This window comes from Streptomyces acidicola, assembly GCF_009377235.1.
GTDB classification, from domain to species: domain Bacteria; phylum Actinomycetota; class Actinomycetes; order Streptomycetales; family Streptomycetaceae; genus Streptomyces; species Streptomyces acidicola.
Window position 1 is genome coordinate 29,703 of sequence record NZ_VMNX01000054.1, and the last position, 15,263, is coordinate 44,965.

Consider the following 15,263-nt stretch of genomic DNA (forward strand, 5'->3'; position numbering starts at 1 on the left):
GAATCCCGCCAGTCCGAAGGGCAGGTGATGGCCCCGGGCGGCGGCCGGGACTCCCACGAGGAGTTCCGGCCGCCGCCGGGCCGCGCACAGTGCTTGCTTATCTCATCCGGCGCCTGATCGCCGTCGTCATCATGGTGCTGGTCGTACTGCTCGCGACCTTCACCGTCTTCTACATGCTGCCCAGGTGGGCGGGACAGGACATCGCCGTCCTCTTCGCCGGCAAGGCCACGGGAGCCGAGCAGGTCGAGGGCATCCGCACCAAGCTGGGCCTCGACGATCCGCTGCTCGCGCAGTTCTGGGAGTTCGTCAAGGGCATCCCCATGGGACGCGAGTTCGCCAACGGCAACGACGTGACCCAGTGCCCGGCCCCCTGCTTCGGCTACTCCTTCGTCACGGAGGAGCCGGTGTGGAACACCCTCAAGGACGCGCTGCCCGTCACGGGCGCGCTCGCCGCCGGCGCCTGCGTCCTGTGGCTGGCCGCAGGTGTCGCCACCGGTGTGGTCTCCGCGCTCAAGCGGGGCACCATCTGGGACCGCGGCGCGATGACCGTCGCGCTCGGCGGTGTCTCCCTGCCGATCTTCTTCACCGGCATGGTCGCGATGGGCATCTTCGTGCACAGCCTGGGCTGGGTGCAGATCACGGACAACCTGAGCACCGACGACCCCGTCGGCGTCTGGTTCGAGACGCTGCTGCTGCCGTGGATCGTGCTCGCCCTGCTCAACGCCGCGATGTACGCCCGCCTCACCCGCGCCACCATGCTGGAGGTGCTCGGCGAGGACTACATCCGCACCGCCCGCGCCAAGGGCCTCGGTGAGCGCGTCGTCATCACCCGGCACGCCCTGCGTTCCGCGATGACGCCGATCCTGACCGTCTTCGGCCTCGACATCGGTGTACTGCTCGGCGGCGCCGTACTCACCGAGTCGACGTTCAACCTGCCCGGCCTCGGGCTCGCCGCGGTCCAGGCCATCAGCAGCAAGGACCTGCCGGTGATCCTCGGCGTGACCCTGTTCGCGGCCCTCGCGATCGCCGTCGCCAACCTCGTCGTGGACCTTCTGTACGCCGTCATCGACCCGCGAGTGAGGCTGGGATGACCGAACTGAACAAGACGGGAGCGGCCGTCGGAGAACCCGTCGCCGACTCTCCCGCCCCCTCCGCCTTCCTCGAAGTACGCGACCTGAAGGTGCACTTCCCGACCGACGACGGCCTGGTCAAGTCCGTCGACGGGCTCAGCTTCTCGCTGGAGAAGGGCAAGACCCTCGGCATCGTGGGCGAGTCCGGCTCCGGCAAGTCGGTCACCTCGCTGGGCATCATGGGCCTGCACACCGCGGGCCAGTACGGCAAGCGCAAGGCACAGATCTCCGGTGAGATCTGGCTGGACGGCACCGAACTGCTCTCCGCCGACCCGGACCACGTGCGCAAGCTGCGCGGTCGCGAGATGGCGATGATCTTCCAGGACCCGCTGTCGGCCCTGCACCCGTACTACACGATCGGCCAGCAGATCGTGGAGGCGTACCGGACCCACCACGACGTGGACAAGAAGACCGCCAAACGCCGTGCCGTGGAGATGCTCGACCGGGTCGGCATCCCCCAGCCGGACAAGCGCGTCGACAACTACCCGCACGAGTTCTCCGGCGGTATGCGCCAGCGCGCGATGATCGCGATGTCGCTGGTCAACAACCCCGAGCTGCTCATCGCGGACGAGCCGACGACCGCCCTCGACGTGACCGTCCAGGCGCAGATCCTCGACCTCATCCGGGACCTGCAGAAGGAGTTCGGCTCCGCGGTCATCATCATCACCCACGACCTGGGCGTCGTCGCCGAACTCTCCGACGACATCCTGGTGATGTACGGCGGCCGGTGCGTGGAGCGCGGCCCCGCCGAGAAGGTGTTCTACGAGCCCCGCCACCCCTACACCTGGGGCCTGCTCGGCTCGATGCCGCGTCTCGACCGCGATCAGCAGGACCGGCTCATCCCGGTCAAGGGCTCCCCGCCCTCGCTGATCAACATCCCGTCCGGCTGCGCCTTCAACCCGCGCTGCCCGTACGCGGACCTGCCGAAGGGCAACGTCACCCGCACGGTCCGGCCCGAGCTGACCGAGGTCGGCGGCCGGCACTGGGCCGCCTGCCACATGACGCAGGAGCAGCGGGAGCGGATCTGGACCGAAGAGATTGCGCCGAAGCTGTGAGTGAGAACGCAGAGGACAAAGAGTTGAGCATCCCTGCACAGGCCGACGGCGCGGAACCGGGTGCGACCGAGGGAGCGGCCTCGAGCGTGACCGGGGGCGAGACCGCGGGCGCGACCCTCACCAAGGACGCCGCCCCCGGCGAGATCCTGCTGAAGGTCACCGGGCTGCAGAAGCACTTCCCGATCCGCAAGGGTCTGCTCCAGCGCCAGACCGGCGCCGTCCGCGCGGTCGACGGCATCGACTTCGAGGTGCGCGCGGGCGAAACCCTCGGCGTCGTGGGCGAGTCGGGCTGCGGCAAGTCGACGATGGGCCGGCTGATCACCCGGCTGCTCGAACCGACCGCCGGCAAGGTCGAGTTCGAGGGCAAGGACATCACGCACCTCGGCGTCGGCGGTATGCGGCCGCTCCGCCGGGACGTGCAGATGATCTTCCAGGACCCGTACTCGTCGCTGAACCCGCGCCACACCATCGGCACCATCGTCGGCGCCCCCTTCCGCCTCCAGAAGGTGACACCCGAGGGCGGCATCAAGAAGGAGGTGCAGCGGCTGCTGTCGGTGGTCGGCCTCAACCCCGAGCACTACAACCGCTATCCGCACGAGTTCTCCGGCGGCCAGCGCCAGCGCATCGGCATCGCCCGCGCCCTCGCGCTCAACCCGAAGCTGGTCGTCGCGGACGAGCCCGTCTCCGCGCTCGACGTGTCGATCCAGGCGCAGGTCGTCAACCTGCTGGACGACCTCCAGCAGGAGCTCGGTCTGACGTATGTGATCATCGCGCACGACCTGTCCGTGGTCCGCCATGTCTCGGACCGCATCGCGGTGATGTACCTCGGCAAGATCGTGGAGCTCGCCGACCGCGAGGCGCTCTACAAGGCGCCGATGCACCCGTACACCAAGGCGCTGATGTCGGCGGTGCCGATCCCCGACCCCAAGCGCCGTTCGGCCAAGAGCGAGCGCATCCTGCTCCGCGGCGACGTGCCCTCGCCGATCAGCCCGCCGAGCGGCTGCCGCTTCCACACGCGGTGCTGGAAGGCGACGGAGATCTGCCGGACGACCGAGCCGCCGCTGCTGGAGCTGAAGCCGGGCCAGCGGGTGGCCTGCCACCACCCGGAGAACTTCGAGGACCAGGCGCCGCAGGACACGGTCCTCCTGTCCGCCGCGAAGGACGCGGGGGAACTGGTGCCGGACGCGGTGCTCGCCGAGTCGGCGGAGACGTCCGAGGCGCTCGCGGCCGAGGTGGCGGAGCAGACCGAGGTGGCCGAGATGTCGGAGCAGGCCGAGGCGGCCGAGGTAGGCGCGGAGGCAGAGCGCGTCGAGAAGTCGGACTCCGGCGACAAGTAGAGCCTGACAGCGGGTGTGCACCTTGTAATGCAAGGTGCACACCCGCTGTGCGTAACAATGCTTAGGTGCTCCAGCAACTCTTCACCCCTTCCGTCCAGCATGCGCTCGACCTGATCGGCATCTTCGTCTTCGCGATCTCCGGCGCCCTGCTGGCCGTCCGCAAGAACTTCGACATCTTCGGCATAGCCGTCCTCGCCGAGGTCACCGCGCTGGGTGGGGGGCTGATCCGGGACCTGGTCATCGGGGCCGTGCCGCCCGCGGCGTTCACCGACCTCGGCTACTTCCTGACCCCGCTGCTCGCCGCCCTCCTCGTCTTCTTCCTCCACCCTGAGGTGGAGCGCATCCAGACCGGCGTGAACGTCTTCGACGCGGCCGGCCTCGGGCTGTTCTGCGTCTCGGGCACGACGAAGGCGTACGAGTACGGGCTCGGCCTCACCGCCTCGGCGGCCCTCGGCCTCGCGACCGCCGTCGGGGGCGGCGTCCTGCGCGACGTCCTCGCCAACGAGGTGCCGTCGCTGCTGCGCTGGGACCGGGATCTGTACGCGGTGCCCGCGATGGCCGGTGCCGCCCTGGTCGTGCTGTGCATCCGCTATGACACCCTCACTCCGCTCACCTCCGGGCTCGCCGCGGTGGCCGCCTTCGTGCTGCGGCTGCTCGCGATGCACTTCCACTGGAGGGCGCCGAGGGCCTGGAACCGCAGGTCGTCGGCGGTGGAGGCGGAGGAGGTGGAGGGGGGACACAGGCATAAAGCTACTGCTTAGTAATTTTCTGTTGTACGGTACCGCCATGACCCAGGTGACAGAGGCGACCCAGGCGACCGTCGGCGACAGTGAGTTCGACCGCGACACCGCCGTGACGCGGCGCGACGAGGGCGTCTACGACATCGACCTCTCCGCCGGGTGGACGATCATCAGCGCTGTCAACGGCGGGTACCTCCTGGCCGTCCTGGGCCGCGCCCTCGCGGACGCCCTTCCGCACTCCGACCCGTTCACGATCTCCGCGCACTACCTGACGGCGTCTCGGCCCGGTCCCGCGGTGATCCGTACGGACGTCGTCCGCACCGGCCGCACCCTCTCCACCGGCCAGGCATCCCTCTTCCAGTACGACGAGGACGGCCACGAGGTCGAGCGGATCCGTGTGCTCGCCTCGTACGGCGACCTGGACTCCCTGCCGGACGACGTCCGTACGACGGCGCAGCCGCCCGTGTTCCCGCCCATGGAGGACTGCTTCGGTCCACAGGACGGACCGACTCCCGTCTCCGGCAGCTCGGCCATCACCGAGCGGCTGATGCTGAAGCTCGACCCGTCGACGCTCGGCTGGGCGCTCGGCGCACCGTCCGGGAAGGGCGAGATGCGGGCGTGGTTCGGCCTCGCGGACGGCCGCGACGCGGACCCCCTCTCGCTGCTGCTCGCGGTGGACGCGCTGCCGCCCACGGCTTTTGAGCTGGGCATCTCCGGGTGGGTCCCCACGGTCGAGCTCACCGTGCACGTACGGTCCCGGCCGGCGCCGGGCCCCCTGCGCGTCTCCATCACCACCCGCAACCTCGCCGGCGGCTTCCTGGAGGAGGACGCCGAGGTCTGGGACAGCGCCGACCGTCTGGTCGCCCAGTCGCGGCAGCTGGCGCGCGTGCGGCTCGGCTGAGACTCGTCACGCTCGACCAAGACTCGTCACGGATCGGACTCGGACTCGCCACTGCCGGCTGTCGGTGCGGGCTGTAATCCTGGGCCGGTGAAGGCCGATCGTCTGCTCTCGATCCTCCTGCTGCTGCAGACCCGCGGCCGCGTCCCGGCACACGAACTCGCCGAGCGCCTCGAGGTGTCGGTGCGGACCATCTACCGGGACGTCGAGGCGCTGTCGGCGTCCGGCGTGCCCGTGTACGCCGAACGTGGACGACACGGCGGGATCGAGCTGCTCGCGGGATTCCGTACGGACGTCACGGGGCTCACCGCCGACGAGTCCCGCGCCCTGTTCGTCCTGGCGGCGCAGGGCGCGCACGCGGCGCTCGGCCTGGACGAGGCGCTCGGTTCGGCGCTGCGCAAGGTCATGGCCGCGCTGCCGGCACCCCACCGGCCGGCCGCCGAAGCCATCAGCCGCCGTATCCTCGTCGACGCCTCACGCTGGAAGGGCGGCCCACGGCAGGCCGTCGACCTGGAGACGCTGCAGGACGCCGTCTTCGCCGACCGGCGGCTGCGGCTGAGCTACCGGCACAGCGGCGACAGGGAGCCGAGCACGTACACGGTCGACCCGTACGGGCTCGTGTCCAAGGCGGGTGTCTGGTACCTGGTCGCCGACCGGCGAGGGAGACCGCGGCTGTTCCGCGCGGACCGCGTACGGTCGGCGACCGTGCTGCGCGACACGGTGAAGCGCCGCCCCGGCGTCGAACTCGCCGACGTCTGGGAGGTGCTGCGGCGCCAGGTCGAGGAGCGGCCGACGGGCATTGACGTCACGGTGCGGGTGCGGCGCGCGTACGCCGACATGTTCCTGCGTCTCCAGGCCGCGTGGCTGACCGGCCTGCCGGAGGGCGGCCCGGAGGGCGATGGCGGGAGCGAGTGGCTCACCGCGCACCTGTCCTACGGGCGCCTCGGCGAGGTACGCGGGCTCCTCGTCTTCGCCGACCGGCTGGAGGTCCTCTCGCCCCCCGAGGCACGCGCCGAACTGGCCGCGGCGGCGGCCTCGGTCACGGAGCTGTACCAGGGATGAGGCTGTCAACCCAGCCAGTGGCGGCGGCCGATACTGATCAACCGCATACGGCGGGACGCCACGTCGGCCACACGTGCACGCTCCTGCTCGGGCGCGTCCAGGGTCGCCAGGAAGAGCGAGGCCGTCATCAGCATCTGGTCGACGTAGAGACCGGCGAGCATCAACAGGTCGTCATCGCTCCAGCCCTCGGCCTCAGGGTGTGTGGCCAGCTCGGCCCTCACCTCCTCGGCGAACCGGGCCAGTTGAGCACCGATCGCCTCCCGCACCGGCTGAACACCGCCGTGTCGCTCCCGGGCGATGAAACGGACGTGTGCGGGATACGCGTCCACGTGGTGGGCGATCAGCTCGACGGCGCCCGCGATGCGCTGGTCGCTGTCGCCGGCCGCGGACACCGTGGCCCCGATCATCGGGTGCAGGCTGCCCAGCGCCTCCTCGACCAGCGCCACGCCGAGGTCCGCCGTCGACCGGAAGTGCCGGTAGAACGCGGTCGGGGCGACCCCGACGGCTCGGGTGACCTCGCGCAGACCCAGGCTGCTCAGGCTCTGCTCCTCCAGCAGTTCCAACGCCGCGTCCAGGAACGCCTGCCGGGTCTTCTGCTTCTGCGCCTGCCGGATGCCGAGGGTGTGACTCATGCCATGCAGTCAACAACTGTTCTCCGGGATCGGAAAGTCGCCGTAAAGCCGTACGACGGGCTAGACTGATGAGTCAGTGAACAACTGTACCTACAATCGTTCACCGAGCTATAACGAGAGGCACAAGAAACGAGAGTCACAAGAGAGGCACACCACCATGCTGTTCCTCGTAGCCGCCCTCCTGCTGCTGGGTGTCGTCATGGGCGCCGTGGCCCACGCGCCACTGCCCGTCTCCCTCGTCGCAGCGGCCGTCATCGGCATCTGGCTCGCGGTCTTCGCGGTCCGTGAGCGCCACGGCCGTCGCCGCCGCACCACCACCAACTGATCCTCTCCATCCTCCTGTTGAGAGCTGGCCGATCATGGAACTCGCCGCCGCACCGCAACGCCGCCGCACCGGAACCCAGGACGCCGACGGCATGGCTGTGGCGTCCTTCGTCCTGGGCCTCCTGGGGCTGCTCGTCCTCAACGCGTTCCTGGGCCCGATCGCCGTCGTCCTGGCCGCCGCGGCCCTGTGGCGCGGAACAACCCGTCGCGGCCGTGCCTGCCTCGGGCTCGCGCTCGGAGTCGCCGACCTCCTCGTCCTGGTCGCGCTGATGCAACTGGACAACACGGTTTCGTGGAGCTTCTAGGGGTGCCCCGCAGGCCGTCGGCCGAAGCACGACCAGGCGCGTGCCCAGCACCACGTCGGCCGAGGCTGCTGTGAGGTGCCCCCGTAGAATCGGCGTCATCATGGCTTACCTCGACCACGCAGCGACGACTCCGATGCTCCCGGAGGCGGCAGAGGCCCTGACCGCCCAGCTCGGCATCACCGGCAACGCCTCCTCGCTGCACGCGGCAGGCCGCAGGGCCCGCCGCACCGTCGAGGAGGCCCGCGAGACCCTCGCCGAGGCCCTCGCCGCCCGACCCAGTGAGGTCGTCTTCACCGCCGGCGGCACCGAGGCCGACAACCTCGCCGTGAAGGGTCTGTACTGGTCACGCCGCGATGCCGACCCCGCCCGCACTCGCGTCCTCGCGAGCCCCGTCGAGCACCACGCGGTGCTGGACGCCGTCCACTGGCTGGGCGAGCACGAGGGCGCCACCGTCGAGTACCTGCCGGTCGACGCACACGGCCGTGTCCACCCCGAGGCCCTGCGCGAGGCCATCGCCCGCAACCCCGACGACGTCGCCCTGGCCACCGTCATGTGGGCCAACAACGAGATCGGCACGATCATGCCGGTTCGTGAACTCGCCGACGTGGCAGGGGAGTTCGATGTCCCCCTGCATGCCGACGCCGTCCAGGCCTTCGGTCAGGTCCCCGTCGACTTCGGTGCCTCAGGCCTCGCGGCGATGACGGTCTCCGGTCACAAGATCGGCGGTCCGTACGGGATCGGCGCGCTGCTCCTCGGCCGTGAGTACAGCCCCGTACCCGTCCTGCACGGTGGCGGCCAGGAGCGCCACGTCCGCTCCGGCACGCTCGATGTACCGGCTGTGGCCTCGTTCGCCGTCGCGGGCCGTCTTGCCGCCGAGCAGCGCGAGTGGTTCGAAGGGGAGATCGGCGCCCTGCGCGACGACCTGATCGCCGCGGTCCGTACGGCCGTTCCGGACGCGATCCTCGGCGGCGATCCGTCCCCCGAGGGCCGTCTGCCGGCCAACGCCCACTTCATGTTCCCGGGCTGCGAGGGCGACTCGCTTCTGCTGCTGCTGGACGCACAGGGCATCGAGTGCTCCACCGGCTCCGCGTGCACGGCGGGCGTCGCCCAGCCCAGCCATGTGCTCCTCGCCACCGGCACCGATCCCGACCTGGCCCGCGGTACCCTGCGCTTCTCGCTCGGCCATACCTCCACGGAGGCGGACGTCGACGCGCTCGCGAAGGCGATCGGTCCGGCGGTGGAGCGGGCGCGGAACGCGGGTCTGACCTAGCCACCCGCCTGGACATACACGCTGGACATTGCAAGCTGGGCATGCAAGGCAAGCTGGGCATGCAAGTTGGACGCAAAGGGACCTACGAGACGGGTCGCCGTCCGGTCTTTCGACCTTCCAGCTTCTCGGCTCGACCGTCGACGTCGGCCTCAGCGGAAGCCGAAGCTTCTCGCCCAAGTCGGCTACTCCGGTCGAACTCCCTCACTCGTCTCGTAGGCCTCCAATCAACATAGAACGTCCATCGTTGGATGGAAATACCCGAAAGCATGATTTTTTGCTCTTTACCCCCTTTACTCCCCTTTGCCTCTTTTGCTCGGATCTTCGTGGGGGTGTGCGCGACGCCGCCGGGGTTGCGGGCCGTCGTCGCCATGGGACGATTTTCGTAAGCAGCCTCAAAGAGGACTCAAAGGGGACTCATATGTCTGCGATCAAGGAAAGCGTCGACATCGCCCGTCGTCCCGAAGACGTCTTCACGTACGTGACCAACCCCGCCCACCTCCCCGAATGGCAGGAGAGCATCGTCTCGGTACGGCCCGTGGGGGACGCCCCTCTGACCGTGGGCTCGCGGGTAGTGGTGACCCGGCGGATCGGTCGCCGGGAGATCCCGATGACCACGGAGGTCACCGAGCTGGATCCGCCGAGGAGTTGGCGTTTCGACGGCGTCGACGGCCCCATCCGGGGGCATGTGAAGGGGACGATCGAGCCGATCGCCGAGGGCGAACGGTCGCGTCTCACACTGTCCCTCGACTTCGAGGAGCACGGCATCGGGAGGGTGATCGGCCCGCTCGTCATGCGCCCGCACGCGCGTAAGGAGATGCCGCAGGACGAGCTGACGCTGAAGAGACTGCTCGAAGGGGGCGCATGAGCGCGTGACGCCGACGGGCGGGGTCACGTCGCCGCCGTGCCCCTCTGCCGCGCCGTGACCTCCTGCCGTACGAGCCGCATGTAGCGGTCCCAGTCCCAGTGCGTGCCGGGGTCCGTGTGGTCCGTGCCCGGCACCTCCACGTGCCCGATGATGTGCTTGCGGTCGACCGGGATGTCGTAGCGCGCGCATATGCGGGCCGTGAGCCGCGCGGACGCCTCGTACATCTCGTCCGTGAAGGAGGATGCCCGCTCCACGAAGCCCGCGTGCTCGATGCCGACGCTCCGTTCGTTGTACTCGCGGTTCCCCGCGTGGAACGCCACGTCCAGCTCGCGGATCATCTGCGTGATGTGGCCGTCATCGCGCACGATGTAGTGCGAGGCCGCGCCGTGCCCCGGGTCCTGGAAGACCTTCACCGCGCTGTCGAAGCTGCCCTGGGTGACATGGATGATCACCGTGTCTATTCCGTAGTCGTCGGGCCGGTCCGCGCGCCGCCAGTTCGCGTCCGACGCCGACACCCAGCGGGCGCCAGCGAAGTCGACCTCTCCCTCCTTGCGCGGTTTGTTCACGCCCGGCACGCGCCACCACAGCCGCCCGAGTTCGTCGCGGGCGAGCACGGCGGTGCCCGCGGCGGCCACCGCCCCGCCGATGAGCAGAGCGCGCCGCCCGATCCGCCGGTCACCGTCCCGCGGAGGCTTGTTCCCCGGAGACCTTCGTTTCCCCATGTGATCGTCAACGGATACTCGCGGGATCCGGTTCCCGCGGCCCCGTACCCTGGAAGGGCTATGACTGAGATCTCGCAGCGTTCCCAGCCCCTCCGTGTCCTCGCCGCCATGTCGGGCGGCGTGGACTCCGCCGTCGCGGCCGCCCGCGCGGCGGAAGCAGGACACGACGTGACGGGCGTTCATCTCGCGCTGTCCGCGAACCCGCAGTCGTTCCGCACCGGCGCGCGCGGCTGCTGCACCATCGAGGACTCGCGTGACGCCCGGCGCGCCGCGGACGTCATCGGCATCCCCTTCTACGTGTGGGACCTCGCCGAGCGCTTCCGCGAGGACGTCGTCGAGGACTTCGTCGCCGAGTACGAGGCCGGACGCACGCCGAACCCCTGCCTGCGCTGCAACGAGAAGATCAAGTTCGCCGCGCTCCTGGACAAGGCCCTCGCGCTCGGCTTCGACGCGGTCTGCACGGGCCACTACGCGCAGGTGATCCTCAAGGAGGACGGCACGCGCGAGCTGCACCGCGCCTCCGACATGGCCAAGGACCAGTCGTACGTCCTCGGGGTGCTCGACGAGAAGCAGCTCGCCCACGCGCTGTTCCCGCTGGGCGACACGGTGACGACCAAGGACGAGATCCGCGCGGAGGCCGAGCGCCGTGGCCTCGCGGTCGCCAAGAAGCCCGACTCGCACGACATCTGCTTCATCGCCGACGGCGACACCCAGGGCTTCCTGGCCCGCCGGCTGGGCAGGGCGGAGGGCGACATCGTCGACGAGTCCGGCACCAAGGTCGGCACCCACGAGGGCGCGTACGGCTTCACGATCGGCCAACGCAAGGGCCTGCGCATCGGCACCCCGGCCCCCGACGGCAAGCCGCGCTACGTGCTGGACATCTCCCCCGTGGACAACACGGTGACGGTGGGCCCGGCGGCGTCCCTGGACGTGAGCGCGCTGACGGCGGTCAAGCCGCGCTGGTGCGGCACGGCCCCCTCCGGCCCGGGCACCTACACCGCCCAGCTCCGCGCCCACGGCGGCGAGACGGAGGTCACGGCGGAACCGGTCGACGGCACCCTGGAGGTGTCCTTCACGAAGCCGGTCCGCGGAGTGGCCCCCGGCCAGGCGATCGTCCTGTACGACGGGACGCGGGTGGTGGGCTCCGCGACGATCGCGACGACGGTGAGGGCGACGACCGCGGTGGCGTGACCCTGTTGCCGCGACCGTCCCCCTTCGTCGGGTGTCGTCACGGGCACCCGGTCACACCACTTCTACTTCGTAGAAGCACAGGTGCCCCTTGATCTCGGTGACCTCCGGCTTCGGCTCGGGGTACGCCCACACAAGGTCGGGGGCGTCCGGGAGCGACCAGTACGAGGCCGTGCCCTTGAACGGGCAGCGCGTGTGGGTCTCGGACGGGGTGAGCAGCTCCGTGCGTACATCCTCTTCGGGGATGTAGTAGCGCGCGGGGCTACCTGTCTCGCGCAGCACCAGGGGACGGGTGCTCTCCGCGAGGACCTGTCCGTCGTGCACCACGCGTACGTGCTCGGCGCTCTGCTCGATGGTGATGCTGTGTCCCTCGGCCACGATTGACCCTCCTCAGGTAGCAGTCTCTTCCTGTACAGCGCATGCTGCTCACGTGTTCTTCCCCTGTGGAGGTGGTCGTGGGAGCCGCAGATCGGTCCGGTCCGTCCAGGAACCGCAGGACCCTCGCCCACCAGGTCCGTTACGCCGTGCGCCACCCCGAGCGCGTCCCCGCCCATGCCCGGCGGGCCGCCCGTGACGCCTGGCTGCGGCTCAGGTACCGACACGACCACATCGCGTACTACCGGGCCGTGATGGCCTCCGACACCGCCCGCAGCGTCGAGGCGGCGGTGGGGCACAACCCGTCGCGTGAACGCTGGGCTCAGCTCGGCCGGATGCAGTTCGACTACCTCGTACGGCACGGGCTGCGGCCGCACCACCGCATGCTGGAGATCGGCTGCGGGAACCTGCGCGCCGGGCGGCTGTTCATCGATCACCTGGACAGCGGTCACTACTACGGGATCGACATCTCGCCGGACATCCTGCTCGCGGCCCAGGACACCCTCGTGGGCGAGGGTCTGCAGTCCAAAGTGCCGTATCTGGCGCTCGCCGACGACCTCACGCTCGCCTTCCTGCCCGACGCGCGCTTCGACGTGGTCCACGCGCACAGCGTCTTCTCGCACTCGCCGCGGCATGTCATCGAGGAGTGCTTCGCGCACGTCGGCCGCGTCCTCGCGCCCGGCGGCTTCTTCGACTTCACCTTCGACCGCACCGAGGGCAGGGAACACCAGGTCCTGCACGAGGACTTCTACTACCGGACCGAGACCCTCGTCGCACTCGCCGCACGACACGGCCTGTCGGCCCGCCTCATGGAGGACTGGGAGGAGCTTCCGCACCGCCAGTCGAAGATGCGCGTGACCGTGCGGTCGGACGCGGCCTCGGAAGGCCGCTCGGAAGCCCACGGCGGAAGTCTCCAGTGAAGCCCATGGCGGAAGTCTCCAGTGAAGCCCATGGCGGAAGTCTCCAGTGAAGTACGTGGCTGAAGCCCCAGCCGAAGTACGTGGCTGAAGTCACCGCAACGTCCGGCGTCGTGAAGTCCGCCCGGATGTCAGTGGTGGCCCGTAGCGTGGACGCATGAATATCTGCGTCTTCCTCTCCGCCGCCGACCTCGACGACCGTTACACACGCCCCGCGCGCGAGTTCGCCAAGCTCCTCGGCAAGGGCGGGCACACGCTCGTGTGGGGCGGCTCGGACGTCGGACTCATGAAGGTGGTCGCGGACGGGGTGCAGGAGGCCGGGGGGCGCCTGCTCGGCGTCTCCGTCGAGTTCCTCGCGTCCAGGGTGCGGCCCGAGGCGGACGAGATGATCGTCGCGCGCGACCTCGCCGAGCGTAAGCGGCTGCTCCTGGAGAAGGCCGACGCCGTGGTGATCATGGTCGGCGGCACCGGCACGCTGGACGAGGCGACCGAGATCCTGGAGCTCAAGAAGCACGGTCACACGGACAAGCCGGTCGTGCTGCTCAACACGGCCGGTTTCTACGACGGCCTCAAGGAGCAGTTCCGGCGTATGGAGGACGAGGGCTTCCTGCCCCGCCCGCTCACGGACCTCGTCTTCTTCGCGGAGGAGCCGGTGGGAGCGCTCGCGTACCTGGAGGAGGCGCTGGGGACGCGGTGATGAGGCCGGTGGGCGTGGAGGTGTCCGGAAAGGGCGCATGCATCGCGGGGTGATGCGTCTGAGGGCGTCGTCCGGTGTGCTGTGGTGGTGCGAGCATGTCCGGCATGGCTACACATGTGATCACCGGAGCCGGCTCCGGTATCGGCGCGGCCGTCGCCCGCCGTCTGCACGCGCGTGGGGACGATCTCGTACTGCACGCGCGTGACGCGGGCCGCGCCAAGGAGCTGGCGGCCCAGTTTCCCGGTGCGAAGACCCTGGTGGGTGACCTGGCGGAGCCGGACCGGCTGTCCTGGGCCTTCTCGCACCAGACGCTCCCGGACCGGGTCGACTCCCTGCTGCACATCGCGGGCGTGGTCGACCTGGGCCCGGTCGGCGAGCTCACCCCGAAGTCCTGGCGCCACCAGTTGAACGTCAACCTGATCTCCCCGGCCGAGCTGACCCGCCACTTCCTGCCCCAGCTCCGCACCGCACGCGGCCACGTGGTGTTCGTGAACTCGGGCGCCGGTCTGAGCGCCCACGCCGACTGGTCCGCGTACGCGGCGTCGAAGCACGGCCTGAAGGCCCTGGCGGACTCGCTCCGCCACGAGGAGCACGCGGGCGGCGTCCGCGTCACCACGGTCTATCCCGGCCGCACCGCCAGCCCCATGCAGGCCAAGGTCCACCGGCAGGAGGGCAAGGAGTACGACGCGTCCCGATGGATCGACCCGGAGTCGGTGGCGACGACGATCCTGATGGCTCTGGATCTCCCCAGGGATGCGGAAATCAATGACGTGACGGTACGACCGGGTCGCTGAGGGTTGCCTCGCCCCCGCCGCCCCTACCCATCCCATCGCCAGGGGCTCCGCCCCTGCGACCCCGCCAAGAGGGCTACGTCGCCTGGAGCCCTGGGATTCGGGGCTCAGGGCTCCGCCCCGGGCCTCACGCTTCGAGATCAGGCGGGCCCGGGGGGGAGCGGGGGGCGAAACGACTCATGTTGTTCGGCGTCTCAGGGTGGCGGCTCCCAGGGCCAGGACCAGTAGGGCGCAGGCGGCCACGATCAGGACGTCGCGCATGAAGTTGGCGGTCAGGTCGGTGTGCTTGAGGACCTCGTTCATGCCGTCGACTGCATAGGACATGGGGAGGGCGTTGGAGATGGCTTCCAGGACGGGGTGCATGTCCGGGCGGGGGGTGAAGAGGCCGCAGAGGAGGAGTTGAGGAAAGATCACGGCCGGCATGAACTGGACCGCCTGGAACTCGGAGGTGGCGAAGGCCGAGATGAAGAGGCCCAGGGCGGTGCCGAGGAGGGCGTCCAGGACAGCGACGACGAGGAGGAGCCAGGGGGAGCCGGTGACGTCCAGGTCCAGGAACCAGACGGCCAGGCCAGTGGCCAGGGCAGACTGGATGATCGCCAGGGTGCCGAAGGCCAGGGCGTAGCCCGCGATGAGGTCGGCCTTGCCGAGGGGCAGGGTGAGGAGGCGTTCGAGGGTGCCGGAGGTGCGTTCGCGCAGGGTGGCGATGGACGTGACCAGGAACATCGTGATCAGAGGGAAGATGCCCAGCAGCGATGCGCCGATGCTGTTGAAGGTGCGCGGGCTTCCGTCGAACACGTAGCGGAGCAGGAAGAGCATCACGCACGGGATGAGGAGCATCAGCGCGATGGTGCGGGGATCGTGGGCCAGTTGGCGCAGGACGCGGGTCGCTGTCGCCGTCGTACGGGGGTAGTTGATCGCGCTCCGGTAGTTCCGCCAGCTCCGGGAGCCGTGGGCG

Annotated in this window: 18 protein-coding genes; 14 read left to right on the top strand and 4 right to left on the bottom strand. The window is 69.7% G+C overall.

Features of this window, described 5'->3' with window-relative positions:
• Nucleotides 1-89: 89 nt before the first annotated feature.
• The 6 genes from FPZ41_RS16875 to FPZ41_RS16900 all read left to right on the top strand — a co-directional run bounded on the left by FPZ41_RS16875 (nucleotide 90) and on the right by FPZ41_RS16900 (nucleotide 6,222).
• On the top strand, nucleotides 90-1,091 hold the full coding sequence (locus tag FPZ41_RS16875) for an ABC transporter permease (protein ID WP_322620329.1): 1,002 nt from the start codon (nucleotides 90-92) through the stop codon (nucleotides 1,089-1,091).
• Entirely contained in the window at nucleotides 1,088-2,185 is a 1,098-nt protein-coding gene (locus FPZ41_RS16880; RefSeq protein ID WP_152863455.1) for an ABC transporter ATP-binding protein, read from the top strand. The genes FPZ41_RS16875 and FPZ41_RS16880 overlap by 4 nt, the downstream gene beginning before the upstream one ends.
• A 23-nt stretch (nucleotides 2,186-2,208) precedes the next feature.
• Nucleotides 2,209-3,522 carry an ABC transporter ATP-binding protein gene (locus tag FPZ41_RS16885; RefSeq protein WP_228022779.1) on the top strand — a complete coding sequence of 438 codons (1,314 nt, stop codon included), beginning with the start codon at nucleotides 2,209-2,211 and terminating at the stop codon, nucleotides 3,520-3,522.
• A gap of 65 nt (nucleotides 3,523-3,587) precedes the next feature.
• Complete coding sequence (locus FPZ41_RS16890) at nucleotides 3,588-4,283, top strand: trimeric intracellular cation channel family protein (RefSeq protein ID WP_131559947.1); 696 nt, start codon at nucleotides 3,588-3,590, stop codon at nucleotides 4,281-4,283.
• Nucleotides 4,284-4,308: 25 nt separating this feature from the next.
• On the top strand, nucleotides 4,309-5,163 hold the full coding sequence (locus FPZ41_RS16895; RefSeq protein ID WP_152863457.1) for a thioesterase family protein: 855 nt from the start codon (nucleotides 4,309-4,311) through the stop codon (nucleotides 5,161-5,163).
• An 87-nt stretch (nucleotides 5,164-5,250) separates the two neighbouring features.
• On the top strand, nucleotides 5,251-6,222 hold the full coding sequence (locus FPZ41_RS16900) for a helix-turn-helix transcriptional regulator (RefSeq protein WP_322620331.1): 972 nt from the start codon (nucleotides 5,251-5,253) through the stop codon (nucleotides 6,220-6,222).
• 5 nt (nucleotides 6,223-6,227) lie between these two features.
• Here the strand turns inward: FPZ41_RS16900 and FPZ41_RS16905 are convergent, their stop codons facing one another.
• A complete protein-coding gene (locus FPZ41_RS16905) occupies nucleotides 6,228-6,854 on the bottom strand; it encodes a TetR family transcriptional regulator (protein ID WP_152863461.1) in 627 nt (208 codons plus the stop codon).
• A gap of 157 nt (nucleotides 6,855-7,011) precedes the next feature.
• On the opposite strand from FPZ41_RS16905, the gene FPZ41_RS47090 reads away from it, so the two are divergent.
• The 4 genes from FPZ41_RS47090 (at nucleotide 7,012) to FPZ41_RS16920 (ending at nucleotide 9,618) form a co-directional block, all read left to right on the top strand.
• Nucleotides 7,012-7,179, top strand: coding sequence for a hypothetical protein (locus FPZ41_RS47090; RefSeq protein WP_194236118.1), 168 nt, complete (start codon nucleotides 7,012-7,014; stop codon nucleotides 7,177-7,179).
• A gap of 34 nt (nucleotides 7,180-7,213) precedes the next feature.
• The gene (locus FPZ41_RS16910; protein ID WP_152863463.1) at nucleotides 7,214-7,483 is read left to right on the top strand and encodes a DUF4190 domain-containing protein; all 270 of its coding nucleotides are present in this window, start codon (nucleotides 7,214-7,216) and stop codon (nucleotides 7,481-7,483) included.
• Between the two features lie 100 nt (nucleotides 7,484-7,583).
• A complete protein-coding gene (locus FPZ41_RS16915; protein WP_152863465.1) occupies nucleotides 7,584-8,753 on the top strand; it encodes a cysteine desulfurase family protein in 1,170 nt (389 codons plus the stop codon).
• A 418-nt stretch (nucleotides 8,754-9,171) separates the two neighbouring features.
• On the top strand, nucleotides 9,172-9,618 hold the full coding sequence (locus tag FPZ41_RS16920) for an SRPBCC family protein (protein ID WP_152863467.1): 447 nt from the start codon (nucleotides 9,172-9,174) through the stop codon (nucleotides 9,616-9,618).
• Between the two features lie 23 nt (nucleotides 9,619-9,641).
• On the opposite strand, the gene FPZ41_RS16925 is transcribed toward FPZ41_RS16920, so the two are convergent.
• Nucleotides 9,642-10,340 (bottom strand): N-acetylmuramoyl-L-alanine amidase, encoded by a 699-nt coding sequence (locus FPZ41_RS16925; RefSeq protein ID WP_152863469.1) that lies wholly within the window; start codon nucleotides 10,338-10,340, stop codon nucleotides 9,642-9,644.
• Between the two features lie 60 nt (nucleotides 10,341-10,400).
• Between FPZ41_RS16925 and mnmA the strand changes: the two genes are divergently transcribed.
• A complete protein-coding gene (mnmA, locus tag FPZ41_RS16930) occupies nucleotides 10,401-11,531 on the top strand; it encodes a tRNA 2-thiouridine(34) synthase MnmA (RefSeq protein ID WP_152863471.1) in 1,131 nt (376 codons plus the stop codon).
• Nucleotides 11,532-11,582: 51 nt separating this feature from the next.
• On the opposite strand, the gene FPZ41_RS16935 is transcribed toward mnmA, so the two are convergent.
• Complete coding sequence (locus FPZ41_RS16935) at nucleotides 11,583-11,906, bottom strand: DUF427 domain-containing protein (RefSeq protein WP_322620332.1); 324 nt, start codon at nucleotides 11,904-11,906, stop codon at nucleotides 11,583-11,585.
• A gap of 41 nt (nucleotides 11,907-11,947) precedes the next feature.
• Between FPZ41_RS16935 and FPZ41_RS16940 the strand changes: the two genes are divergently transcribed.
• From FPZ41_RS16940 to FPZ41_RS16950, 3 genes are all read left to right on the top strand, one after another.
• Nucleotides 11,948-12,823 (top strand): class I SAM-dependent DNA methyltransferase, encoded by an 876-nt coding sequence (locus FPZ41_RS16940; RefSeq protein WP_152863473.1) that lies wholly within the window; start codon nucleotides 11,948-11,950, stop codon nucleotides 12,821-12,823.
• A 154-nt stretch (nucleotides 12,824-12,977) separates the two neighbouring features.
• Nucleotides 12,978-13,517 (top strand): LOG family protein, encoded by a 540-nt coding sequence (locus tag FPZ41_RS16945; RefSeq protein ID WP_152863475.1) that lies wholly within the window; start codon nucleotides 12,978-12,980, stop codon nucleotides 13,515-13,517.
• A gap of 95 nt (nucleotides 13,518-13,612) precedes the next feature.
• The gene (locus FPZ41_RS16950; protein WP_152863477.1) at nucleotides 13,613-14,311 is read left to right on the top strand and encodes an SDR family oxidoreductase; all 699 of its coding nucleotides are present in this window, start codon (nucleotides 13,613-13,615) and stop codon (nucleotides 14,309-14,311) included.
• Nucleotides 14,312-14,485: 174 nt separating this feature from the next.
• Here FPZ41_RS16950 and FPZ41_RS16955 read toward each other — a convergent pair whose 3' ends face one another.
• Complete coding sequence (locus FPZ41_RS16955; protein WP_322620335.1) at nucleotides 14,486-15,223, bottom strand: ABC transporter permease; 738 nt, start codon at nucleotides 15,221-15,223, stop codon at nucleotides 14,486-14,488.
• Between the last annotated feature and the right edge of the window lie 40 nt (nucleotides 15,224-15,263).